The organism is Blautia faecis, from assembly GCF_020554845.1.
GTDB classification, from domain to species: Bacteria; Bacillota; Clostridia; order Lachnospirales; family Lachnospiraceae; genus Blautia_A; species Blautia_A faecis.
The window spans coordinates 43,073-66,269 of the sequence record NZ_JAJCIA010000007.1 but is presented as its reverse complement, the minus strand read 5'-3'; the positions used below and the strand labels follow the sequence as shown (position 1 = coordinate 66,269).

Annotated in this window: 21 protein-coding genes and 1 pseudogene; 2 read left to right on the top strand and 20 right to left on the bottom strand. The window is 38.0% G+C overall.

What is annotated here, in order from left to right:
- Positions 1 to 6: 6 nt before the first annotated feature.
- From fabZ to LIZ66_RS05370, 9 genes are all read right to left on the bottom strand, one after another.
- Entirely contained in the window at positions 7 to 435 is a 429-nt protein-coding gene (gene fabZ, locus LIZ66_RS05410) for a 3-hydroxyacyl-ACP dehydratase FabZ (RefSeq protein WP_118578791.1), read from the bottom strand.
- Positions 436 to 556: 121 nt separating this feature from the next.
- Positions 557 to 1,093, bottom strand: a complete 537-nt coding sequence (gene accB, locus LIZ66_RS05405) for an acetyl-CoA carboxylase biotin carboxyl carrier protein (RefSeq protein ID WP_118578789.1) — start codon at positions 1,091 to 1,093, stop codon at positions 557 to 559.
- Between the two features lie 106 nt (positions 1,094 to 1,199).
- Positions 1,200 to 2,438 (bottom strand): beta-ketoacyl-ACP synthase II, encoded by a 1,239-nt coding sequence (fabF, locus tag LIZ66_RS05400; protein WP_227200596.1) that lies wholly within the window; start codon positions 2,436 to 2,438, stop codon positions 1,200 to 1,202.
- Entirely contained in the window at positions 2,435 to 3,175 is a 741-nt protein-coding gene (gene fabG / locus LIZ66_RS05395; protein ID WP_227200587.1) for a 3-oxoacyl-[acyl-carrier-protein] reductase, read from the bottom strand. Before fabG ends, fabF begins: the two co-directional genes overlap by 4 nt.
- A 148-nt stretch (positions 3,176 to 3,323) precedes the next feature.
- Positions 3,324 to 4,250: an ACP S-malonyltransferase gene (gene fabD, locus LIZ66_RS05390; protein ID WP_227200586.1), complete on the bottom strand. Its 927-nt coding sequence runs from the start codon at positions 4,248 to 4,250 to the stop codon at positions 3,324 to 3,326.
- Positions 4,243 to 5,181 carry an enoyl-[acyl-carrier-protein] reductase FabK gene (gene fabK / locus LIZ66_RS05385; protein WP_118578783.1) on the bottom strand — a complete coding sequence of 313 codons (939 nt, stop codon included), beginning with the start codon at positions 5,179 to 5,181 and terminating at the stop codon, positions 4,243 to 4,245. Before fabK ends, fabD begins: the two co-directional genes overlap by 8 nt.
- A 145-nt stretch (positions 5,182 to 5,326) precedes the next feature.
- Positions 5,327 to 5,551 carry an acyl carrier protein gene (acpP, locus tag LIZ66_RS05380; RefSeq protein ID WP_118578781.1) on the bottom strand — a complete coding sequence of 75 codons (225 nt, stop codon included), beginning with the start codon at positions 5,549 to 5,551 and terminating at the stop codon, positions 5,327 to 5,329.
- A 269-nt stretch (positions 5,552 to 5,820) separates the two neighbouring features.
- Positions 5,821 to 6,789 (bottom strand): beta-ketoacyl-ACP synthase III, encoded by a 969-nt coding sequence (locus LIZ66_RS05375; RefSeq protein ID WP_227200584.1) that lies wholly within the window; start codon positions 6,787 to 6,789, stop codon positions 5,821 to 5,823.
- 147 nt (positions 6,790 to 6,936) lie between these two features.
- Positions 6,937 to 9,096 carry a transglutaminase domain-containing protein gene (locus LIZ66_RS05370; protein WP_227200581.1) on the bottom strand — a complete coding sequence of 720 codons (2,160 nt, stop codon included), beginning with the start codon at positions 9,094 to 9,096 and terminating at the stop codon, positions 6,937 to 6,939.
- A gap of 133 nt (positions 9,097 to 9,229) precedes the next feature.
- Here LIZ66_RS05370 and LIZ66_RS05365 point away from each other — a divergent pair, with 133 nt between their 5' ends.
- Together LIZ66_RS05365 and LIZ66_RS19060 are read left to right on the top strand one after the other, a co-directional pair.
- The gene (locus LIZ66_RS05365) at positions 9,230 to 11,233 is read left to right on the top strand and encodes a DUF2142 domain-containing protein (RefSeq protein ID WP_227198844.1); all 2,004 of its coding nucleotides are present in this window, start codon (positions 9,230 to 9,232) and stop codon (positions 11,231 to 11,233) included.
- Between the two features lie 96 nt (positions 11,234 to 11,329).
- Positions 11,330 to 11,416 (top strand): annotated as a pseudogene (locus tag LIZ66_RS19060) (DUF6783 domain-containing protein); the annotation flags it as partial.
- Positions 11,417 to 11,513: 97 nt separating this feature from the next.
- Here LIZ66_RS19060 and LIZ66_RS05360 read toward each other — a convergent pair.
- From LIZ66_RS05360 to wecB, 11 genes are all read right to left on the bottom strand, one after another.
- Positions 11,514 to 12,449, bottom strand: a complete 936-nt coding sequence (locus tag LIZ66_RS05360) for a glycosyltransferase family 2 protein (RefSeq protein WP_148462165.1) — start codon at positions 12,447 to 12,449, stop codon at positions 11,514 to 11,516.
- Positions 12,450 to 12,577: 128 nt separating this feature from the next.
- A complete protein-coding gene (locus LIZ66_RS05355) occupies positions 12,578 to 13,012 on the bottom strand; it encodes a hypothetical protein (protein ID WP_227200579.1) in 435 nt (144 codons plus the stop codon).
- Positions 13,009 to 13,209, bottom strand: coding sequence for a hypothetical protein (locus LIZ66_RS05350; RefSeq protein WP_227200570.1), 201 nt, complete (start codon positions 13,207 to 13,209; stop codon positions 13,009 to 13,011). Before LIZ66_RS05350 ends, LIZ66_RS05355 begins: the two co-directional genes overlap by 4 nt.
- A gap of 174 nt (positions 13,210 to 13,383) precedes the next feature.
- Positions 13,384 to 14,424, bottom strand: a complete 1,041-nt coding sequence (locus LIZ66_RS05345) for an acyltransferase (RefSeq protein WP_227200568.1) — start codon at positions 14,422 to 14,424, stop codon at positions 13,384 to 13,386.
- A gap of 66 nt (positions 14,425 to 14,490) precedes the next feature.
- Entirely contained in the window at positions 14,491 to 15,438 is a 948-nt protein-coding gene (locus LIZ66_RS05340; protein WP_227200565.1) for a glycosyltransferase family 2 protein, read from the bottom strand.
- Between the two features lie 21 nt (positions 15,439 to 15,459).
- Positions 15,460 to 16,974, bottom strand: coding sequence for a glucosyltransferase domain-containing protein (locus tag LIZ66_RS05335; protein ID WP_227200562.1), 1,515 nt, complete (start codon positions 16,972 to 16,974; stop codon positions 15,460 to 15,462).
- Positions 16,975 to 18,498, bottom strand: a complete 1,524-nt coding sequence (locus LIZ66_RS05330; protein ID WP_227200559.1) for a glycosyltransferase family 4 protein — start codon at positions 18,496 to 18,498, stop codon at positions 16,975 to 16,977.
- A 3-nt stretch (positions 18,499 to 18,501) separates the two neighbouring features.
- Positions 18,502 to 19,968, bottom strand: a complete 1,467-nt coding sequence (locus LIZ66_RS05325; protein WP_227200556.1) for a glycosyltransferase family A protein — start codon at positions 19,966 to 19,968, stop codon at positions 18,502 to 18,504.
- Positions 19,969 to 20,005: 37 nt separating this feature from the next.
- Positions 20,006 to 21,295, bottom strand: coding sequence for an ABC transporter ATP-binding protein (locus LIZ66_RS05320; RefSeq protein WP_227200554.1), 1,290 nt, complete (start codon positions 21,293 to 21,295; stop codon positions 20,006 to 20,008).
- Between the two features lie 2 nt (positions 21,296 to 21,297).
- Positions 21,298 to 22,077 carry an ABC transporter permease gene (locus LIZ66_RS05315; RefSeq protein ID WP_264467155.1) on the bottom strand — a complete coding sequence of 260 codons (780 nt, stop codon included), beginning with the start codon at positions 22,075 to 22,077 and terminating at the stop codon, positions 21,298 to 21,300.
- Positions 22,070 to 23,185, bottom strand: a complete 1,116-nt coding sequence (gene wecB, locus LIZ66_RS05310) for a non-hydrolyzing UDP-N-acetylglucosamine 2-epimerase (RefSeq protein ID WP_227200552.1) — start codon at positions 23,183 to 23,185, stop codon at positions 22,070 to 22,072. The genes LIZ66_RS05315 and wecB overlap by 8 nt, the downstream gene beginning before the upstream one ends.
- Positions 23,186 to 23,197: the final 12 nt, after the last annotated feature.

Genomic DNA, 23,197 nt, shown 5'->3' with positions numbered 1-23,197 from the left:
ATCTATCTAGCCCACCATAAAAGTAAGTTCCGCTTTCACTACAACCTTTCCATCCACAGTTGCCACAGCCTCTCCAACACCCATAGGCCCTTTCTGTTTCATGACTTTCATTTCCAGTTTTAGCTTATCTCCAGGCTGAACTTTCCCTTTAAACCGGCACTTATCAATGCCGCCAAAGTAAGCAATCCTGCCTTTGTTTTCAGGCTTGGAAAGAATCGCGACCGCACCTGTCTGTGCCAGTGCCTCCACGATCAGAACGCCTGGCATTACCGGCTCCTGGGGAAAATGTCCTTTAAAAAAATCCTCCCGGAATGTGACACATTTATAGCCAACAGCAAATTCTCCCGGTTCATAATCTTCGATGTAGTCAACCAAAAGGAACGGGTGACGATGAGGAAGGATTTCCTCAATTTGTTTTATATTTAAGTGATTCATATCTGCTCCTATTTCATTGAAAAACAAATGTATTTATCCTATTTTTGATAAAATGGTCTGCGTGTCAAAAGGGATTCTGACCTTTTAACATGGATATTATAAAATTTAGCTTCTTTCCATATCAACGGATTACAAATAACGGCTGTCCATACTCTACAGGCTGACCGTTTTCAACCAGAATTTCTGCAACTTCTCCATCAAAATCGCTTTCAATATCGTTCATCAGTTTCATAGCTTCTACAATAGCAAGAATCTGTCCTTTTTTTACTATATCTCCCACTTTTACAAAGGCAGGAGCATCCTCAGATGGAGCTGCATAGAATGTTCCTACCAGAGGAGATTTCACAGTATTTCCTGTTGGTTCTCCGTTGGAAATCATTGTATCTGAAGCCTGTTTTTTCTCACTTGCAGAAAGTTCTTTATCCGCCATTTTTCTATCTGGAGCCTGTTCTGAAATGCTATACTTTTCTCCATATACGAAACCTTTTTCTCCTGTTTCAGCACCAGATAATATGTTATTTTGCATGGTTCCAGGTATGATCACAGGTGCAATTTTATTATTTAAAGTCAGTTTCACTCCATCACTTTCATAGCAGAAAGACTCCAGATGAGAAGCTGATACATGGTCAACCAACTTTAATATCTGTTCAAATTCCATGATTTTTTCTCCTTATTTACAGCAATTTCTGCAGCAATTCATACTTTAAATGTAGCTGTTCAGTACCTTCAAAGTTACAGGCTTCGCAAACTGATATTACTCACTTTTACCTGTATTTTTTCATTAAAAGTACTGCGTTATGTCCACCAAATCCAAGAGAATTACTCATAGCATAATTTACTTCCTGCCGTGTTGGTCCGCCGATACAATAATCGAGATCCAACTCTTCTTCTGTCTCCTTTGTGCCTACAGTCTGATGAATAAAACCTTCCTCAATGGACTTCACACAGACAACAGCTTCCACACCTCCGGCGGCTCCTAAAAGATGTCCGATCATAGATTTAGTAGAATTGATTTTTACCTTCTTTGCCGCATCTCCAAGTGCTGCTTTAATGGCTCTTGTCTCAAAGAGATCGTTGTGATGTGTACCGGTTCCGTGCGCATTAATGTAGTCGATTTCTTCAGGTTGTACACCAGCTTCTTTCATGGCATCCGTCATAGCATGCGCCGCTCCGCTGCCGTCTTCAATCGGAGAAGTAATGTGGTAGGCATCGGCAGTTGCGCCATATCCCACTACCTCAGCATAGATCCTCGCACCACGTGCTTTTGCATGCTCAAGTTCCTCCAGAACAACAACTCCGGCTCCTTCTCCAATTACGAAACCGCCTCTTTCTTTATCGAATGGAATGGATGCACGATATGGATCCTGACTGGTGCTAAGAGCGGTCAGATTCGTAAATCCAGCCACACCAACCGGGCTGATCGCACCTTCCGTTCCCCCTGCGATCATAACTTCTGCATCGCCATACTGGATTGCACGAAATGCATCTCCGATACAATGTGTTCCAGACGCACAGGCAGTCACTACGTTGGTGCATTTTCCCCTTGCACCAAGCGCAATGGATACGTTTCCAGCGGCCATATTGCTGATCATTTTGGGAACAAGAAGAGGGTCAACCTTGGATGGTCCGCGCTGGATCAGTCTCTGATCTGCTGCCTCCATTGCAGGAAGGCTTCCAATGCCAGAACCCACAATTACCCCGATGCGGAAAGGATCTTCTTTTTCCATTTCAATTCCTGCATCTGCCATAGCTTCCTTTGATGCAGCCACTGCATACTGGGAAAACAACTCCATTCGTTTGGCAGCTTTAAAATCCATATAATCTTTTGCATTAAAATTTTTTACTTCTGCAGCAAGCTTCACCTTAAAATCTGCAGTATCAAATCTGGTAATTTCTCCGATTCCTACCTTACCTGTTTTTACACTTTCCCAGAAGGCCTGCACATTATTTCCCACAGGTGTTACTGCTCCAAGTCCAGTCACCACTACACGTCTTTTACTCATAACATTCCTCCGTCTACGCACAAAACCTGCCCTGTAATATATCTGGCTTCCGGTGATGCCAGGAATGCTACTGCCTTGGCTACATCCTCCGGTTCACCATAAGTTCCCATAGGAATATTCTTCAAGGTTTCTTCTTTTACCTTATCAGAAAGTACATCTGTCATGTCCGTTCTGATAAAGCCAGGAGCAACGGCATTTACGGTAATTCCTCTTGATGCAAGTTCCTTTGCTGCAGTCTTTGTGAGACCGATCACACCTGCTTTTGAGGCTGCATAATTAGCCTGTCCGGGGTTTCCGCCGATGCCAACAATGGATGCCATATTTACAATGCGTCCGCTTTTCTGCTTCAACATCTGTCTGGTCACATGACGAATGCAGTTAAAAGTTCCTTTAAGATTTGTATCTATAACCCTGCAGAAATCTTCCTCACTCATTGCCATCAGAAGCCCGTCTTTTGTAATTCCTGCATTATTCACCAAGATATCTATCTGTCCATATTTTTTTACTGTTTCTTTAATAAAAGCACCGCAGGCATCAAAGTCAGATACGTTGCACTGACTGGTTTCAGCCGAACCTCCGGCAGCAATAATCTCTGCTTTCACTGCCTCTGCTTTTTCTTTTGAACCATTATAATTTATAACTACAAATGCTCCCTTAGCAGCAAGTTCAAGAGCAATTGCTCTTCCGATTCCACGGGAAGCACCTGTTACAACTGCAATCTTTTTTTCTGCATTCATTCCTTGTTTTACTCCTGTAAAGTCAGGTGAATATCATATTTTTCCAGCACGACAAACATTAACTTTTCCTTTGTTAACCACTTCTGAATTTCTCCGTATCGGCTGCTTCTGATAATACCTGTATTATTTTAATTAACTGTTTTTGATCTTATTTTCTACTGTGTATAAGATCTGAAATCTGTTCAAGATCTTCCACATTCTGAATATTATAGGTCTTCATTTCCGGCGCTATTTTCTTCATAAAACCAGCCAAAGTCTTTCCGGGACCAATTTCTACGAAAGTATCCACACCCTCCTGAATCATCTTTTCCACACTCTGCAGCCAGAGAACAGAGGAAGAAATCTGCCTTGCAAGAAGATTTTTTGTCTCGCTGATGTCTGTCACATACTGGGCGGTTACATTGGTCACATAAGGAATCTTCAGACCGGAAAACTCTACTTTTGACAGTTCTTTTTCCAGTTCTTTTCCTGCATTTTGAAGCAAAGAGGAATGAAAAGGACCACTTACTGCAAGGGAAAGTACACGCCTTGCACCGGCTTCTTTCAGCTTCACAGAAGCTTCTTCTACAGCGGGTTTTGGTCCTGTGATAACAATCTGTCCAGGGCAATTATAATTGGCAATTTCAGCCTTTGTTCCTGCAATTGCGGTCTGGATCTTATCTGCATCAAGACCTATAACAGCTGCCATAGAGCCTTCTCCTGCCGGCACTGCGTGTTCCATAAGAATTCCTCTTTTTCGCACAGTTACTATGGCATCTTTCACACTCATTCCACCTGAAACAGCGATGGCACAGTACTCTCCAAGGCTTAATCCGGCAGTTATATCCGGATGAAGCCCACACTCCTCCACCACTTTTTCCATTGCAAGACAAGTGGTTACCAGTGCTGCCTGCGTATATTCTGTAAGGTTTAATCTGTCATTTTTTTCAAAGCAAAGAGCTTTCATATCCAGAGAAAGCCATTGACTTGCCTGGTCAAAAATCTGTCTGGCAGAGGGATACTTTTCATAAAAATCCTGTCCCATTCCAGCCTTCTGTGCTCCCTGTCCAGGGAAAAGAAATGCGATCTTACTCATAAATTCCAGTTCCTTTCAACAACGCATCCGTCTCTTTTACCAGCTTTCTGATCAGTTCCTGACAGCTCATCTGCTCCTTCACAAGTCCTGCACTCTGACCAGCCATAACGCTTCCCATTTTCACATCTCCGTCTACAACAGCACGGCGCAGGCTGCCAAGTGTCATCTGCTCCAGTTCCTCAAACGGAACTCCTTCTGCCTCTTTTTTCAAGTATTCTTTTGTCATCTGATTGCGGAGAGCACGTACCGGATGACCGGTGGAGCGACCGGTTACTTTTGTGTCAATGTCCTTTGCTTTCAGTATCATATCTTTGTAATTCTGATGTGCCCAGCACTCTGTGGTTGCCACAAAATGAGTTCCCATCTGAACGGCTTTTGCACCAAGCATGAAGGCTGCTGCAATCCCTCTTCCGTCTGCGATTCCACCAGCTGCAATAACCGGAATGTTCACTGCATCTACGACCTGAGGCACCAGAACCATTGTGGTTGTCTCACCGATATGGCCGCCGGATTCACATCCTTCTGCCACTACGGCATCCGCTCCGCATCGCTCCATTCTCTTTGCGTGAGCCACAGAAGCAATAACCGGAATGATCTTTACTCCTGCTTCCTTCCACATTTTCATGTATTTCTCAGGGTTTCCTGCACCGGTTGTAACCACTGGAACTTTTTCTTCCACAATTACCTGTGCAATCTCATCTGCGTATGGACTCATCAGCATAATATTCACACCAAAAGGTTTATCGGTCAGTTTTTTTACCTCCCGTACCTGCTGACGAACCCAGTCTGCAGGAGCGCTTGCGGCTCCAATCAGCCCCAGTCCGCCAGCTGCTGAAACAGCTGCTGCCAGATGATATTCTGCCACCCAGGCCATGCCGCCCTGAATGATCGGGTATTCAATTCCAAGTAATTCTGTAACTTCTGTTTTCATGAAATTCTCCATTCTGTAATTCCGTTATACCATGCCCGCCTATGGCAAATACATGCCGGAATCCTCCTTTAAATAACTTATATTTCCTGACATTCCGGCTGATTATTTCTGTATACTGCCAAAGTCTGAATACAAAATTTTCAAATTACTGGCGACTCTGAAGATAGCTTTCCACATCACCGATGGTCTTAATATTCTCAAGATCTTCAGTAGGAATCTCTACCTCAAACTCTTCCTCCAGTGCCATTACCATCTCAAAAAGATCAAGGGAATCTGCTCCGAGATCTTCTTTGAAAGATGTTTCTGCTGTCATTGTACTTACGTCTGCTCCTAATGAATCTGCTGCGATTTCTTTGATTTTTTCTAACATTTTTTTGTTCTCCTTATTTTGTTTTTTAGATTTTCAAATCCATTTTCAACTTTTTATGATTCAAAGCTTTACTTGGTTGCTGTTCACTTTATATGACCCGAGTGTATTTGAAAAAGGCATTCTGCAAAATAGGCGCGCAAATTGCGGAAATGATTTTCAAAGCGCTCTCTAACAACCTGTATTTATCAGCCTGAATTACCTGATTTCCATGACAAAGCAGCCTTTTTTATCTGCTATAGTTTTATTTTTCAAAGCCCTGATACACATTTTTACCACTGAAGCAGGCTGGCTCCATAGGTAAGTCCACCGCCAAATCCTGAAAGGATAATCCAGTCTCCTGAATTTAATCTGCCTTTTTTATTCCACTCATCCAGAAGAAGCGGAATGCTTGCGGAGGATGTATTTCCCAGATTTTCTATATTCATCGGATACTTTTCCAAAGGTTCGTTCATGTGTTTTGACACGGAAGCAACGATTCTTTTATTCGCCTGATGAAGCATGTAAAAGCGGATTTCTTCTTTTGTTTTTCCTGCTTTTTCCAGCACCTCCGTAATCACTTCCGGAACTTTGGAAACTGCAAATTTGAATACTTCTTTTCCATCCATCTGCATGTAAGTTGAAGAGAGATCTGCGTCTTTTTCTATAAATTGCTGCTGATTGCGGCTGACACAGGTAAGGGCTTCGCCTCTGCTTCCAATAGAATGCGCAGCCTGGATATAGACTGCATTTTCTTCCGCTTCCAGCACCACCGCACCGGCACCATCGCCAAACAATACACAGGTACTTCTGTCCTTCCAGTTTGTAAGATGGGAAAGAGTTTCGGAACCGATTACCAATGCCCTGCGATAAATCTGCTGTCCCAGATAGGCCTGGGCTGTATTCAACGCCAACAGAAATCCTGTACATGCACCGTTCAGATCAAAACAAGCTGCGTTCACTGCACCGATCAGTTTCTGCACTTCACAGGCAGCACATGGCATGATTCTTTCAGATGACATGGTAGACACCAGGAGCAAATCAATCTCTTCCGGTCGCATTCTTGCATCTGAAAGAGCTTCCTCAGCCGCACGAGCTGCCATATAAGCAACGGTCTCTCCACCGCTTGCAATATGTCTTTGACCGATTCCGGTTCGCCCACGAATCCACTCATCACTTGTATCCATCATGTGGGACAGTTTGTCATTGTCCCACACCTGAACCGGCCTGTAGGAACCGGTTCCCTTTATTTTTCCAACCATAATACCCTCCGGTATGTTGTGTAGTTTCTTGTTTTTAATTTAAAATAGTTTGATTATCAAAGTATATCATATTTTTGGGCTTTGTCAATAAAAAAATACTGTCAAAACCAAAACTTTTTTTGTTTCGGTTCTGACAGTATTTGGGGATTATTTCTTTACTTTCACTTTACAGGTGATTTTTTTGTTTCCTGACTTCACTGTAATTGTAGCTGTTCCTTTCTTTTTCGCAACTATTTTTCCTTTTGAATTTACTGCTGCTACTTTGGAATTGGAACTTTTATAAGTTACTTTTTGCTGGCTAGTGACTGGTGTGAGAGTAACTTTCAGCTGAAAGCTTTTTCCTTTTCTGGCAAGGATTATATTCCGTTTATTCACGGAAACAGACGTTGTTTTTACAATGCCTTTCTGCACTTTTACCCGGAAAATCCTGCGGCTTCCGTTGGTATAAGTGATGGTTACCGTTGCTTTTCCGGCTTTTTTCCCAGTGATTTTGCCCTTCTTATCCACTTTGACAATCTTCTTATTGGTGGTGCGGACTGACTTTATTTTACCACCGGACTTGTAGTTTTGTTTTACCCGTAAGGTAAGTGTGGTGGTAGTTGGTGTAGGTGTCGCAGTCGGCACTGGGGTTGCAGTCGGGATTGGAGTGACGCTTACAGTGGGTATCGGTGCTACACTCGCGGTGGGGGTCGGTTCCGCACTTACGATTGGGATCGGTTTCACGCTTACGGTCGGAGTCGGTTCCGCACTTACAGTCGGGGTCGGAGCCACGCTTGCAGTCGGGGTCGGTTCCGCACTTACGGTGGGCACCGGTTTCATGCTTACGGTCGGGGTCGGAGCCACACTTACGGTTGGCGCCGGTTTCACGCTTACGGTCGGGGTCGGTTCCGCACTTACAGTGGGCGCCGGTTTCACGCTTACGGTTGGTGTCGGTTCCGCACTTACAGTTGGGGTCGGTTCCGCACTTACAGTCGGGGTCGGTTCCGCACTTACCGCCGCAGTTGGTGTCACTGTAGGCACAACTGTAACTGTGGGCTCATTTTTCCCCTTATTATCTGCATAACTCTCTTCTGCCAGAACCGGCAAAATAAACACAGGACCAGCCGTTTCTGCTGAAGTAGTAGAAAAACTGGTATACTCCACACGCTCCTCACCAATGGTAATATATTGTCCCTTTGTAGAGCGTCCCACCAGCAAATATCGTGAAGATGGAGGGGTTCCCACATCATCCCATGTGGCATCCACCAGATACCAGTTTCCATTATCCATCTGTACATAATTCCACATGTGCGCTCCAGGAGTTCCTGAAGAAGTTCCCCTGGCTGTTCCGCTGATACATGCACAATTTATTCCCATATAATAGCAGAAAATTTTCATGGATTTTGCATAGCCCTCGCAGACAAATGCAGGATCTGCATCCAGAAACAACGAGGCCGCAGAATGCACCCACAAAGTATTATCGTTCCTGTAAGTAACTCTCTGACAGATATAATCATGAATCCGCTTTATTTTCTGCTCCATATCCATGCCCAAAGTCTGCTCATTCAGCTCTGCAACAGCACTCTGAACACCATCCATAAAATCCCCCATTCGAGTATGGGCATTCTCACTGATTTCCCTGTTCGCCGGTTTAAAGGTGAAATTCTTAAATGTTCCCCTGTATCCGGTAGAAGAGGACCCATCCCGAACACAGCTGACCCGGTATCCATAGTTGCTGCCCCGGAACCAGAAAGCCTGTGGATAATCATAGGAAAAAGCATCTGAAGCTGCCTGAATAGCTGTTTTCACATCATCGGTAGCCTGTACATAGCTTTCTCCTTTTCTCTGAAAACTGCCATCCTCAACGACTGCTTCAAATGTAATGGTATCAGGAAATTCAAAAGGAAAATCAACACTTTCCAGATACTGGCTGTAATCCACCACATAATTCTGCACCAAAAGATCATACAAGGCCTTTGCATTTCCATCCAGCTGAGCACCATAGCTGTCCGTGTAATAGTCCAGAGAAAAAAGGCTGATGCCGCTGTCAACGGAATCTCCTGCAATAGCACCGGAGATGATCTCACCAGATTCTTCTGCCTCAATCCTGTCATTTTCCTCTGTGGAAATTTCAGCCTGAAAGCCATTTAAATCCTCATTTTCCACTTCAGGAGCTGCAGCAAATTCCTCCTCATTCCCCTCGTCAGCCCATATTTCTTCTACTGCCCCAAAGCCTTCTGCATCCTGCATTTCTGCGGCAACGCACATGGGCTGAGCAGCCATGACAAATGTTGAAAGTATAACCAGTAAGCGCTTCCGTTTCTTCATTTATCCCTCTCTTTTCTTATAAATCATTGCATATTTATTTCCGATTCGTTATAATATTTTAACATGAAATTTTATTTTTGTGTGAATAGCAGAGCATATTTCACAAATATTTTTTACACAGGAGATTCTATATATGAATAAAGAAAAGAAAATACCAGGACATATCCTCTCGCTTTTTATCATTCTTCTCTCTATCAGTGGTGTATGTCTTCTTATGTATAAAGCCCAGTTTCGTTTTAACCTTCATCAGCCCATTGAGTACGTTATGATGACAACTCATAAACCTACAGGTACCATAACCTTGTCCTCGGATTCCCCCGTTCTTACAGAGACGTTTACCTGTACAGTTCCTGAGTTAAAGATGTTTACACTTGAGGGCACTGCAAAAAATAAAACTTCCAATGCCCGCCTTTTCATCACCTTGACGAATGCAGATTCCGGAGAAATTTATTATCAGGCAGAACACACGCTTTCCGTTTTCCGCGCAACAAAAAAGAAAGAACTGACCTGCGATCTGTCCCAGCCAGTAAGTGCCTCTGAAAATGCACATTTACAATTAAAACTGAAATTAATAAATGGGGACAAAACGGTTCTTTCTTTTACATCAAATGAAAAACAGGCCCTGATTCAGGAGTTTAACAACGATACAAACAGTCATACAAATATTATTTATTCCTTCACTTACGGCGACAATAATTTCATGCTTTATTTTTATATTGCGCTGTGTGTTATCTTGCTTTTATTTATAATAATGACATTTTATCTGATCATTATCCGCCAGATGACCGTGCAGAAATTTTATATTCCTGTTGCTTTATTTCTGGGACTGATTTTCCAATGCCTGGTTACCGTTCACGGAGTTCCGGATGAACCAACGCATTTTGATGCAGCTTACAGCCTTTCTAACAAAATGCTGTTTGTAAAAAATACGGAAACCCCAGGCAATACCATATATAAACGGCGTTGTGATGCTCAGTTAAGCGATATGTTAAGCAATGGACTGGAGACGAACTCCTACTACCAGCTTCTGTTTCACAGCTTTGAGTTTGCTTCGGATACGGATCTGATTGAAATTTCCTATGTAAGCACATCAGGTCTGGTTCCTGCAGTCGTTTATGTTCCGGCTGCAATAGGACTTAGTATTGGACGGCTGCTGCATCTTTCCCCCATGCTTACCTTCCAGCTGGCAAGGATCTGCAGTCTTGTGGTATTTATCCTTCTGGTCTATTTTGCCATTTGCATTGCACCATTTGGAAAAAATCTTCTGGGAGCACTTGGGCTTTTGCCTATCACGCTGCAGCAGGCAGCTTCTGCTTCCTATGATTCTGTGATAAACGGGTTCATCTTTTTGTTTACGGCACTGTGTTTTTACCGTTTACATAACCCTAAGCGAAAAAAAAGTTACCTGATCGCTCTTGGATTTCTGGCACTGTTCATTGCAATTGTGAAAGGCGGGGTTTACCTTCCACTTTTGTTATTGCTGCTCATGTGTTTTTCCCATGTGCCGCATCCTCACATGCATAAAAAGATGCGCTGGATCGTTCCTTTATGTATCTGCGTGGGAGCTGTCCTTTTAATTGCAGTTACTTTAATTAAATTTATGCCTATGTTTTCTGCAATGTTTGCCACAGATATTTCTGCGGATCCGGAAAATACTATTTATCCGATTTCATATGTATTCCAGCACCCGCTCCAGACCATTTATATTTTGTGGAATACTATCATCCAGTGTAGTGACACCATTCTTCGAGGCTTATTAGGCGGAAAGTTATCCTGGCTGGATATTAATATCAACTGGTCCCTTTTAATAGTATTCCTGATCATTCTTTTACTGCTTGTAAACGTAAAAGGAGACACCCCGGTTTTCACCAGAAAAAGCCGGACATTTATCGCCTTTAGCTGTCTGGGATCTTTGCTGCTGATTATGTTTTCCATGATGGTCGGTTATACCACAATGGACTGTGATCATATACAGGGCATTCAGGGACGTTATTTTCTTCCTCTTGCTCCAGCGCTGTTTTCCCTGTTTTCTACATCTATGGTGTCTGTGGATCATAACCGCAGCTGTAAAATATGGGAAACTATGATGGTGATTGAAAGTCTTGTTGTTGTACAGGCTATAACAATGATCATATAACAAAAAGTGGAAGCCTTTTCTGTGCTTCCACTTTTTATTATTTCTCCAGGCAGACCTATCGTCTCTAGAGCATGTTTGAAAAAGGCTTTCTGCAAGATGTGCGTCACAATTTGTGGGAGATTTTGTCCGGATGAGGGTGCCGTAGCGGGCTACGGTAACCGAATTCGGGCAAAATATACTGCAAAGTGGGGCGTGCAGATTGCGGGAATGATTTTTCAAACAGGCTCTAGCGTTACTACCATATATGAACGTTCGTGCTTCGCACTGCTATCCAGAACTTTCATAATAATTTGTTATATTGCTCCTGTATCCTTTGTAACTCCATTTCAAAGTCCTGCCGGTTCTTCTGAACCATTGTCTGCAGGACCAGTCCGGAAAACAATGACTGAATTGCTCCCAAAACAGCAAAACCACATACGATCAGAGTAGGAATTTTTCCCACACGTCCGGTTTCAAGGAAGGTTACAAATACCGGTATAAAGAATCCAATTCCAAGGATCAAAAGCACTGCTGCCACCAGTCCGAAGAATGCCATTGGCTTATAATTACGGTATAATTTGGCTATGGTTTTCAGTACCCGGAAGCCATCTGAATATGTATTCAGTTTGGATTCACTGCCTTCGGGACGGTCTCTGTACTCGATCACTTCATTTTCGATATACATGTTCTTATCAACTGCGTGAATGCTCATTTCAGTCTCAATCTCAAACCCCTTGGATAATACAGGGAAGGACTTTACAAACTGGTAGCTGAATGCTCTGTAGCCTGTCATGATGTCGTTTATCTGGGTTTTAAACATAATATTAATGCATTTACGCACCAGACTGTTTCCAAAATTATGGAATGGCCGCTTGTTCTCTGTAAAATAAGTAGATGACAGACGATCTCCCACTACCATATCAACTTTTTTATTCAATACTTTCTCAACCATTGAAGGGGCAAATTCTGCGGGATAAGTATCATCTCCGTCTGCCATGATATAACACTGTGCATCAATTTCACGAAACATTCTGCGAATAACGTTTCCTTTGCCCTGCTGATATTCATATCTGACTACAGCTCCTGCTCTGCGGGCAATTTCATCTGTATGGTCAGTGGAATTATTATCGTATACATATATTACCGCTTCCGGCAATACTTTCTTGAAATCGGTTACAACCTTTTCTATGGTTTTGCTCTCGTTGTAACAGGGAATTAGTACTGCTATTTTATCCATTTTAAATGTTTTCCTTTCCGGTGATTCTTAAGTAAGTTTTCTTTACGCAAAAAATCCGTCGATTGTCTGTAAGTGCCTCAAAACATGGCGTAGTGCAAAACAGCAGTTTTCCTGCTATAATGCCTACATCATTGTTTGAGGCATTTTTTTCTGCTTCTTTTCAAGCGGCACTGCTCCGGTAATTCTTTTGACCAGGGCCGGAGCTGATCGATAATGTTAATTGTTTTCATATCGTCGCAAGCTTCTACATATGCATAGCAACTGCAAGGCAGAACTGCGGCGAACAAATAAAAATCCGTAGCTTCGCCAGTTACACGATCGTAATAAGGAATGGTTGTACCAGCCCAATCAACCTGCATAGCATCTCCAGGTTTATGTGTGATACGCATCGTTGCTTTTGTGAGCCTTGCCCATTTGCGATATTTGTCACAAAACTGCGTGTACATGTATGGCGTCAGCTTAGATGCATAGCAATCGGAGCAGTATTCCGTCCATAATAGGGTGAGATTTACACCTGGCTTTGCTAATTCTATAGTGGTTCCTTCTGCAATACGCTTCTTCATAACTTTTTCAATGTCTGAAGAAGTTTCAAAAATGTATCAGCCTGGAAACCGTCTGGAACATAAACTTTCATTCCCTGGAAATAGATCATAAGCCGGTTGTCGGCATTAGTGGCTCTGCTTCCCTGGGAATAAGCATTGTTAACAGAATGAAGTACTTCGCCAAATGTAGTGACTGTTTCTGAATTTGGTCTTGCCATAAGTGTGCCTCCCTTGATATATGATGTTTTACAGTATAGCAGGAAGAATAGTGGGCGTCACTACGCCATGTTTTGAGGCACTTACAATTAGAACTTCTGGCACCATGGAATGAGGCCGTCAAAGCGGAAGTCGAATTGTCAAGCTACTCCGGTAAATTTTCATATCCGGTGTAACTATATATATCTATTTACTATAGGTATTTTTTTTATTAAGACAGTAATTATCAGACTTCCAATCAGCATTATTATTAGCATTATAGGTACTGTAATCAAAGGATTTCCATTTGCAACAGAAATCCCCTTATATGCGCAATTCTCTATGATAAACGGATGTACTAAATATACACCTAATGTACATGATGACAAATATTTCCATCCACGCCACTTTATATTCTCAAATGACAAAAAGAAACATAATACACAAACAGCTTGGATACAAGTCGGAATTGAAAAATAGTTATACAACCATTCCGCTGCTTCTCCACCATTATAGTAAATAGAATACCACCAATTCCCATAAGCACCTGCTATAGATACAACTATATATATAAGGCAACTTAATATCCGTGCATTTTTCCCATACTTCTTTTTGCTTAAATAATACCCCAACACCGCATAACCAGTATATATAATAGCTGCAGTAAAATTCGTCTTTTCTAATATGGCATTTAATAGATCTGATTTGTTTGGTAATATAATAAGATTTTGACGAAAAATTATCGCTCCGAATAAAACTAAACAATATTTCACGTTCAATGAATTATTATGTATTCCTTCATGTATAATTGGAAAAATCAAGTAAACCATAATCAGCGTTGGCAAAAACCATAAATGATAATGCCCATTTATACATCCAGTCAAAAACTCTTTTATTCCTGAATATGTATGGGTCCTTAATTGCAAATAACTCTCGTAGAAAATTGACCATACTAACCATAGCTTTACTAATCTAAAAATGTTATGCGATAGGAATCTAGAAATACACAGTTTTTCTTTTTCCAAAAACAAAATTCCACTTAACATAAAAAAAAGAGGTACTCCACACCGCGCAAACATATCAAATAAATTGTAAAGTTTCCATTTATCCAAATTAGGATCAATATACCAATCAATCGCAACAACATGAATTAAGACAACCATTACACATGCATAGCACCGTACTATATCCAAATTATATCTTCTATTTTGTACTGTAATTTTTATGTTTTCACTCATTTCTCTCATCCACAAAAGTATTCCATACTCAAAAATAAAAACAATTTCTTAGCTTCTCCATTTTTATTACTCTTTATTTTTTTCATCGAAATTAATCTTTTTTTCAATAATGTAAATCGGTTTATCCTTCAACTCAGAAAACATAACTGCTATATACTGTCCTATAACTCCAATTACAATAAACAGCACAGCGAACATAAAACAAATCAGCGTAACTAATGTTGTGTAACCACTTGGAGATCCTGTAATTGTACACAAGGAGTAAATCAGAACAATAATCCCAGCCAGTGCCGAAAGCAACCCAGCATATATCCCCAATTTAAGTGGAAAATCCGAAAAGCACACTATCGTACTTATAGAAAATTTTAATAACCGTTTAATATTATAATGGCTTTCACCCCCAGCTCTATCCGCAGCTGAATACTCTATAGTAGTACTTTTAAACCCAACACTTTGTACATATCCTCTTAAAAATCTTACCTTTTCCCTATAATTATTTTTTAATACTCTAGCTACATTATTACTAATCGCAAAAAAATCAGAAGCATTTTCTTCAAATCTTGCCTGATCGGATAATATATTTATCACTTTGTAAAAAGCCTTTGATGTTATATTTTTTATTAACCCTGCTGATTTATTTTCCAAACGAACCATGCTGATAACTTCATATCCCATTTCAAATTTAGCAATAATTTCATGAATGCATTCCAAAGGATGTTGTAAATCAGCATCCATACAAACAATTCCATTACCTGATGCATTATCTATTCCTGCAATCATAGCCGCTTCATGTCCAAAATTCCTTGAAAAGCTAATTATTTTTGCCTTTTCGTCCCTTGCAGCATATTCATATAACATTTTCAGACTATTATCGTTACTTCCGTCATTAACAAAAATAATTTCATAATCCCATTTAAACTGATTTTTTATTTTATCAAACTCTTCAAAAAATTTATCTATAGCATTTTCTTCATTATAAACAGATATAATTATTGATATTTTTTTTTCTTTCAACTATGTATTCTCCTATCTTTCTTAATAAATATAAATATACGCTGTACCATTCTCTATATAAATTTGTTCATTTGGTGAAAAATATTCATAATTTTTCTTTTCGCTAACATAATCTTTTACATTATCAAAAGATTTATTATAATTATTTCCTGAATAAAAATTAAAAAGCTGAATATTAGACCAATCTACTAAAATTGATCTACTGGCCATTTCTCCACCATATCCCCAGTTAGCAATTTCATTTGTATATTTATATACTGGATGTTCATCAGGCAAAAAAGCAATATTTTCTACAATACAATTATTTTCCATTTCATAGTTCTGTATATATTTAACAATATCTTCTGCTTCTTTTTTTTCCAGTGCACATGTTATTATGCAATCAACAGTATTTCTTTGTATTTCTACAATATTCACTCCAAGATAAACAATTCCAATAACGACAGCACATTGCAACACCTTTTTTTTATTTCTCATTCCGACTATAATCACAATATGCAAAACCATAAACACGCCTGTTATCGGAACAATCATCCTTGCTGGTTGATAAAAACTCTCTTGTAACACAACTGGCATACACATTACAGCAATACCTGCTAATAATGTAACCAGAACAGCTAAAATATTCCATTTAAACCTGCCAGTTATAATTAAATAAATTAAGAGAAAAATATACGCTCCACAAATAATACACATAAAATACTTCGGCAACAACCCCAAACCAGTATTCCAAAGCACTTTTTCATTTTTCAATAACATACATAACTTTTCCAATATCTGTTGGATACCGAAATCAGCCCTACTTCCAGAATACCCTACTCCAAATGCAACCAACAGCTTTGTACATAGCATGTTTCCCAAAATTGATAATATAGCAGGAATAGCAGCTTTTACAGTATATTTTATTGCATTTTTTGATATTTTTCCTTTTTCATTACATGTGATGAATAGCATAACTACAAAAACATAAATAGAAATAGAAATTTGATAACATCCTGCCGCTAAAAATAAGAAAAAGAAAGTGAGCACATAATCTTTAATTTCATTTCTAATGAGATAGACGGCCGCTAATGTTGAAAACAGAACAGAAAGCCCCCACTGAATATAGCCTAATGAAAACCAAACCCATTCTGAAATAAAAACATTAATAATAAGCATCAAACTGCCAATATTTATTGCTAACAAAGAAAAATCCGTTATTGTGCCTTCCTGTATGCTTATTATATTGTTTATAGTTATTGTTATCAACGTAACAGATGCTGAAAAACAAATTAGCATTAACACACCAAATAAAATTTGATATGTAACTACATTTATTTTTAAATATGATAATATTATATATATTACTCCTAAACATATCCTATAGCTAGAAAATATTACTGCGTTTGCCTCTCCCATCTGATCATAATAGCAAAAAAAATCATCACTAGAATAATGTTTACTAAAAACAAATAAACCGAATACACAGAAAATAATAACTGTATTAATTAAGAACAATCCAATATTTTTTCTTTTTTCCTTTAAAGAATATACCATTTAATCACCTACTTTTATATTAAAAAATAACTTTATATAACAATAAATCATATAGTCAACCGAATATTTTTTCTGCATATTCCAACGTATTTCGGTACGTTTTTCTGTCCAATATTCTTTGCTACTAATCATAGTTTTTATAGCTTGAACAAGTTCTTTAGTATTATGAATTTCTCCACGGTTTATTTCTTCTATAAGTTCCAAATTTCTTATCTTGCTTAGGTTTCCTGCCGGATTAGGCACTACCATTCCATACATTCCGTTTCCTACAAGTTCCACTGCACTCCCACACATTGAATGTATTATCGGTAAACCATCATACAAAGCTTCTGTTGCAGAAATGCTCCATCCTTCATAATATGAGTCAAGCACAAACACATCTGCCATTTGATATAATTCTCTAACTCTTTCATAATAGGGCAAGCAAATAATATTGGTCTTGTGTTCACATTTAGAAATTGAATCTAGTACTTTATTATTATATGCTTCGTCCTGAACATTTCCTGCCAATACCAAATAAACTGGTACCTCAACTAGTTTGGCTACTATATCAAATGCAGTAATTATACCAACTTGGTTTTTTCTTGGATCAATGCTTCCAACATTCAATATTACATAAGCCTCTTGGGGAATTCCCAGAAAAGCACGAACTTCTTCTCGTGTTTTTTGTGGTTCTTCTCGCAAAATCGCCGCGTTTCCAATAACTGCTATTTTATCCGATTGTTTAATCCTATTACAATATGTCTCTTTTACAATTTCAGATACTGCGATTAATTTGGTATAATATTTTTCGTTTTCCCTTTCAATTTCAGCCACATGATCACAGTAATATACATACATGTTATGTACTACTTCAACAATGGGAATTCCTTCTTTATGCAAGAATTTAATATGTCTTTTGACGTAATGTGTATTGACCAAAGAAGGTGGATTTTTCCTGATGTAGGTTTTAAACGCATGTCCTTTTCCGTGAAATATTAGGACTTCGATTCCTACTTGTTTTAATCGTTCTGCCATTAAGCCGCCATCATCTAGACATAACACCTTAATCGGAATATTCTTTTTATAAAATTCTTGAGCTAATAAGCCAACTACTTGTTCCAATCCTCCGCGATCCAAAGAATTCACAACAATTGCAATGTATCCTTTTTTTAATGGCTCTATATCAATATCTTTTTCTAAAGAAGGTTCATGCACTTCTTTAGGTACATAATTTTCTTCATCTTTCAAAACAATAGCTTTCGAACATGATAATGCAGCCAATTGATTGCGCATGACCTGTATATCTTGACGTATCCTCATATCTTTACGAAAATCATCGACCGAACAATATGGGATTCTCCCCATTTTGGCAAGGACAACATTTAACATAAGCTGAATATTTTGTTTAATATTCTGTTTTTTTATAGCACGTTTTATTCCTTCATGATATTGATTTTTTTCAAACTCAATATCATTAATATTTTTTTCTAAACGTGCAAGACTTTCTTCTAGTTCTTCTATTTCTTTGTCCAGATTCAGCATAATTCACGCCTTATTTAATCCTATAATCTCATTTATCAGTGACCCAAATTTAGTATCTAAAAACCGAGCATATCGAATTTTTTTTCGTTTCTCTTTTTCATAATGTGCTTCGACTTTCTTCTGGAACTCATAATACATATTTTGACATACAGTTTTATCAGTATATGCTTCAATATACTTGTCAGCATATTGATTTAATAATTCCATTTCTTTATATGGTCTCTCTGTTTCCTTCTCTTGAGATTTTTCTTTCACCCTATCAACGGCTCCTATAATGCAGTCTTTCGTTATCTTCTCAAATTCATTACAAAACAAATCTGGAAATTTACCTTTTAGCCACAATGTAATTGCACTACCATATTCACTTCCATACGTTAATACAACATCTACTCGTCTGGATTTTATATAATAGCTTATAAATTCCGGATAAGCATCTATATCTAAAAATGTACATAATTCAAAAACATCATCTGTTATAGCACTAAACTCTTGAATTGAATCAAAAGCACTTATTTCAGTCGTCATAATTCCAATATGTACATTTTCTATATTCAGATTATCCAATAATTTTATATATTCTTTTTGCAAAGAGGGAAGCAATAACAAAATTTCATATGATTTTTTTTCTTTAAGACAATCCCATTTCGAACATGTAATTTTCCTGTTTTTTTCCATTTTAAACGTTCTGGGATATTCAGTTGCATCTATAGAAGTTGAAATTTTTTTTGCAACCTCATGAATTCGTTCATAGGCTCTCTTTTTTGTTTTTTTAGAATCATTCGTCTCATGCAACGCCCCATTTGAACTGATTCGATACCAAGCTAATACGCTACCAATATGTATTGGATAATCACCTCGCGCCAAAAATCGTAACCACAAATTCCAATCTTCATGTGAGTATCTTTGGGCATCATCATAGCCACCAACTTCCAGAAAGGCTTTTTTACGTATTGTTCCTATATTTATTAAAAAATTTTTTCTTTTCAATTTTCTTGAATCAAATGGTACTTTCCATACATATTGCAGTTCTCCAAATCCTACACTGTCTGTATATGCCCACGAAGCTGTTGGATTAAAATACAAAGCAAAAAAAGTTTCCTCCAGATATACAGCCTCTATTAAGTCATCTGCATCTAATGGGACAATTATGTCAGTATTTGATTTCGACACAGCATAATTTCTAGCTCCTGCTGGTCCTCGATTTTCTATATGATATAATTTTATTCTGCTGTCTGTCACTGCTAATTTTTCCAATATAGCAAGATCCGCTTCATTCGTACTTCCATCGTCTACAATAATCCACTCGAACCATTCAAAAGTTTGATTCATTACACAGTTAAACGTTTGCTCAAAATATTTTCCCGCATTATAAAAGGGAGTTATAATGCTTACAAAATGCGGAATTGAAGAACTCTTATAACACTTTCTTCTTAATCCTGGTTGTTTCTCATACTCGAATTCAACATTCATAGCATACTCCCTTTTCCATTATTTTTCTAATATGTAATTACTCATATGAAATTATATCCACCTTGCCCATATCCCATTTATGATCAACATGAATAATTCCAGTCTCCTTCAAATCATAATCCGAATGTATTAAAAAACTTTTTGCCAATTTTATTTCATCCAGAACATCATTTTGCTTGTTATACAAGCCTACATTAACATAATATTTACCGCTAAGCAAATTTAATTTATCAAAAGTAACAGAAAATTCGTTATTTCCTCTAAGCCTTAATAAATCGCCTCGTTCTGCAACAAGATTAGTCCCATAATAAACCTGTCCTTCTCTATTACATATGCTGACAGAGAAATTAGCATTGCAATCTACCAATTTTGATTTAACGGTTATTTTTAAATGAATATTGCTTTCAGAATTATATACAACAGTTTCTTCCCCTACATCATTTGTCAGAACAATATCATCAAAGAAAACATCCTCGCCACCTTTTCTTTTCGCATGTTTACTACAGAATGCAGGTAACTCCATCTCTTCAGTTTTTTCTTTTTTTACTTTTCTTTCCTCAGCTTCGTCTTTCTCGATACGCCCCAATCTTTCTGCTTCCATATATTGATAATAATGAGCATCAACAGTTTTGGTTTTTCCTTCTTCCTTAATTACCCCATCACAAATCCAGATACATCTATCACAAATTTGTTCTATCTGCCCCATAGAATGCGAAACAATAACAATTGTTGCACCGTTTTCCTTAATTTCTTTCAATCTCTCAAAACACTTTTTCTGAAAGCTGACATCTCCTACGCCTAAAATTTCATCAATAAGCAGTACTTCTGCCTGAACATTAATCGCAACAGAAAAAGCCAAACGCATATACATACCTGAAGAATATGTTCTAACAGGATTATCGATAAAACTCTCTAACTCTGAAAAGGCGATTATATCGTCTAATTTCTCATCTATTTCCTTTTTCGTCAGACCAAATATTGATGCATTCAAGTAAATATTTTCACGACCACTCATATCAGGATGAAAACCTGCACCTAATTCAATAAGACTCGAAACCTTTCCTTTTACTTCTATGTTTCCAGAGTCGGGATATATAATTTTGGTTAAGAGTTTTAGCATTGTACTTTTTCCACAACCATTCTTGCCTATAAGCGCAATTGCTTCTCCTCTTTTCACATTAAAACTAATTCCTTTTAAAACTTCTCTTTTTTCCTCTCTACCGCGTCCAGGCATAGAAAGTATATCTTTCAGCGTTTTGTTTCTGTCATAGTATATCTTAAAACTTTTTTTAACGTTTTCAACTTTAACGACGATATCATTATTCATATTTACAATTCCTCAACAAATCGTTTCTGAATCTTGTCAAACACTAAATAGCCAATTATTAACACAACCACTCCCAAAAACGTTGCATGTAATAAATTTCCCATTTCAGGAATTTGTTTATAATATAAAATCTGCTGATAAGCAACAATCACTGGTGTCATTGGATTTATATTAAAAATCGCTACAAATTTATCTGGCACAATATTCATTTCGAAAAATACTGGTGTCAAATAAATCCACGCCATCATTAAAATCCCCATAATATACTCCAAATCTCTAAAATACACCGTTAATGCTGATGTAAGCATACAAAGTCCCAATGAAAGAATGTATTCAATAAGCATGACTACCGGTAAATAAGCTAATGCCAAAGCATTTACACCATGTCCTGAAAATACCAAAACCACAAAAACAACTATGAATGTTAATAACATATTTATAAAAGAACTAGTTACAAAAGAAACCGGTAATACTAACCTTGGAAAATAGATCTTTTTTATCAAATTTTCTTGATTAACAATGCACGAAGCACCACTAGTTCCACATGCGCTAAAAAAATTCCATGGAAACAGTCCAGCTATAAGGAATATATAAAAATCTTTTATATCCGATCTTAATATTGTTGAAAAAATAAAGTTATAAATAACAAGCTGAAAAAGCGGGATTAAAAAAGTCCATAAGAATCCAAGTGCTGATGCCTTGTACTTTCCTCTTAAATCGCGTTTTATTAAACTCGAAATCATTTCGCGATAATTATAAAGTTCTTTTACTGTTCTAATCATTTTTCCTCCACTCAAGTATGTGTCTAACTATTCTTTGACTTGCATTTCCATCCCCATATGGATTTATAGCTTTTGACATTTTTTTGTATTCTTGTGAATCTTCTAATAACTTCTTCACTTCATTTACAATATTATTCTCATTTGTCCCAACCACCTTTACAGTCCCCGCCTTAACCGCTTCTGGTCTTTCTGTCTCATTTCGTAACACCAATACAGGAATTCCAAAATGCGGTGCCTCTTCCTGAAGCCCTCCAGAATCGGTTAATACCAGATAACTCCTACTTAGCAAATTATGCATATCCTCCACGTCAATAGGTTCTAACAAATAGACATTTGTAATCCCCCCCAAATATTCATTTACAATATTTCGCACCATTGGGTTCGGATGAACTGGATATACAAAATTTAAGTTAGGATAAGCATAAGATATTTCTTTTATTGCTAAACAGATATTCTTCAATCCATATTCAACGTTTTCTCTCCTATGAGCCGTTATCAATACAACTTTTTTTTCATCTGCAAGTATATCATTAAGTTTACTATTCTTAAATATATAATTTTTTTTCACCGTAGTCGAAAAAGCGTCAATTACAGTATTACCCGTAATGTAAATATCTTTCTTTATACCCTCTTTAATCAAATTTTCGCAATTATTTCTTGTTGGAGCAAAATGAAGTTCAGCAATTTTACTAGTTAACGTACGATTCATTTCTTCGGGAAATGGAGAATATTTATCATAAGTTCTTAAACCAGCCTCTACGTGACCAATTGGAATTTTCTGATAAAAAGCAGCTAACGCAGCTACGAATGAAGTCGTAGTATCCCCATGCACTAAAACCAGATCCGGCTTTTCATTTATATATACTGATTCGATCTTTTGCAAAATACAACTAGTAATCATGGTTAATGATTGCCTTGGTTGCATAATATCTAAATTATAATTTACATTGGTCTTAAATATATCAATTACCTGATTTAACATTTCCCGGTGCTGTCCTGTCAAGCAAACTACACTTTGTATACTTGTATTTTTTTCCATTTCCTTGATCAATGGGCACATTTTTATAGCTTCTGGCCGTGTGCCAATAACACTTAAAACTTTAAGCATCTACCTTTGCTC

Bases quoted from the DNA above. Each gene is read 5' to 3' on its own strand.
- fabZ (WP_118578791.1), bottom strand. From the start codon at position 435: ATGAATCACTTAAATATAAAACAAATTGAGGAAATCCTTCCTCATCGT.
- accB (WP_118578789.1), bottom strand. From the start codon at position 1,093: ATGGAATTTGAACAGATATTAAAGTTGGTTGACCATGTATCAGCTTCT.
- fabF (WP_227200596.1), bottom strand. From the start codon at position 2,438: ATGAGTAAAAGACGTGTAGTGGTGACTGGACTTGGAGCAGTAACACCT.
- fabG (WP_227200587.1), bottom strand. From the start codon at position 3,175: ATGAATGCAGAAAAAAAGATTGCAGTTGTAACAGGTGCTTCCCGTGGA.
- fabD (WP_227200586.1), bottom strand. From the start codon at position 4,250: ATGAGTAAGATCGCATTTCTTTTCCCTGGACAGGGAGCACAGAAGGCT.
- fabK (WP_118578783.1), bottom strand. From the start codon at position 5,181: ATGAAAACAGAAGTTACAGAATTACTTGGAATTGAATACCCGATCATT.
- acpP (WP_118578781.1), bottom strand. From the start codon at position 5,551: ATGTTAGAAAAAATCAAAGAAATCGCAGCAGATTCATTAGGAGCAGAC.
- LIZ66_RS05375 (WP_227200584.1), bottom strand. From the start codon at position 6,789: ATGGTTGGAAAAATAAAGGGAACCGGTTCCTACAGGCCGGTTCAGGTG.
- LIZ66_RS05370 (WP_227200581.1), bottom strand. From the start codon at position 9,096: ATGAAGAAACGGAAGCGCTTACTGGTTATACTTTCAACATTTGTCATG.
- LIZ66_RS05365 (WP_227198844.1), top strand. From the start codon at position 9,230: ATGAATAAAGAAAAGAAAATACCAGGACATATCCTCTCGCTTTTTATC.
- LIZ66_RS05360 (WP_148462165.1), bottom strand. From the start codon at position 12,449: ATGGATAAAATAGCAGTACTAATTCCCTGTTACAACGAGAGCAAAACC.
- LIZ66_RS05355 (WP_227200579.1), bottom strand. From the start codon at position 13,012: ATGAAGAAGCGTATTGCAGAAGGAACCACTATAGAATTAGCAAAGCCA.
- LIZ66_RS05350 (WP_227200570.1), bottom strand. From the start codon at position 13,209: ATGGCAAGACCAAATTCAGAAACAGTCACTACATTTGGCGAAGTACTT.
- LIZ66_RS05345 (WP_227200568.1), bottom strand. From the start codon at position 14,424: ATGAGTGAAAACATAAAAATTACAGTACAAAATAGAAGATATAATTTG.
- LIZ66_RS05335 (WP_227200562.1), bottom strand. From the start codon at position 16,974: ATGGTATATTCTTTAAAGGAAAAAAGAAAAAATATTGGATTGTTCTTA.
- LIZ66_RS05330 (WP_227200559.1), bottom strand. From the start codon at position 18,498: ATGCTGAATCTGGACAAAGAAATAGAAGAACTAGAAGAAAGTCTTGCA.
- LIZ66_RS05325 (WP_227200556.1), bottom strand. From the start codon at position 19,968: ATGAATGTTGAATTCGAGTATGAGAAACAACCAGGATTAAGAAGAAAG.
- LIZ66_RS05320 (WP_227200554.1), bottom strand. From the start codon at position 21,295: ATGAATAATGATATCGTCGTTAAAGTTGAAAACGTTAAAAAAAGTTTT.
- LIZ66_RS05315 (WP_264467155.1), bottom strand. From the start codon at position 22,077: ATGATTAGAACAGTAAAAGAACTTTATAATTATCGCGAAATGATTTCG.
- wecB (WP_227200552.1), bottom strand. From the start codon at position 23,185: ATGCTTAAAGTTTTAAGTGTTATTGGCACACGGCCAGAAGCTATAAAA.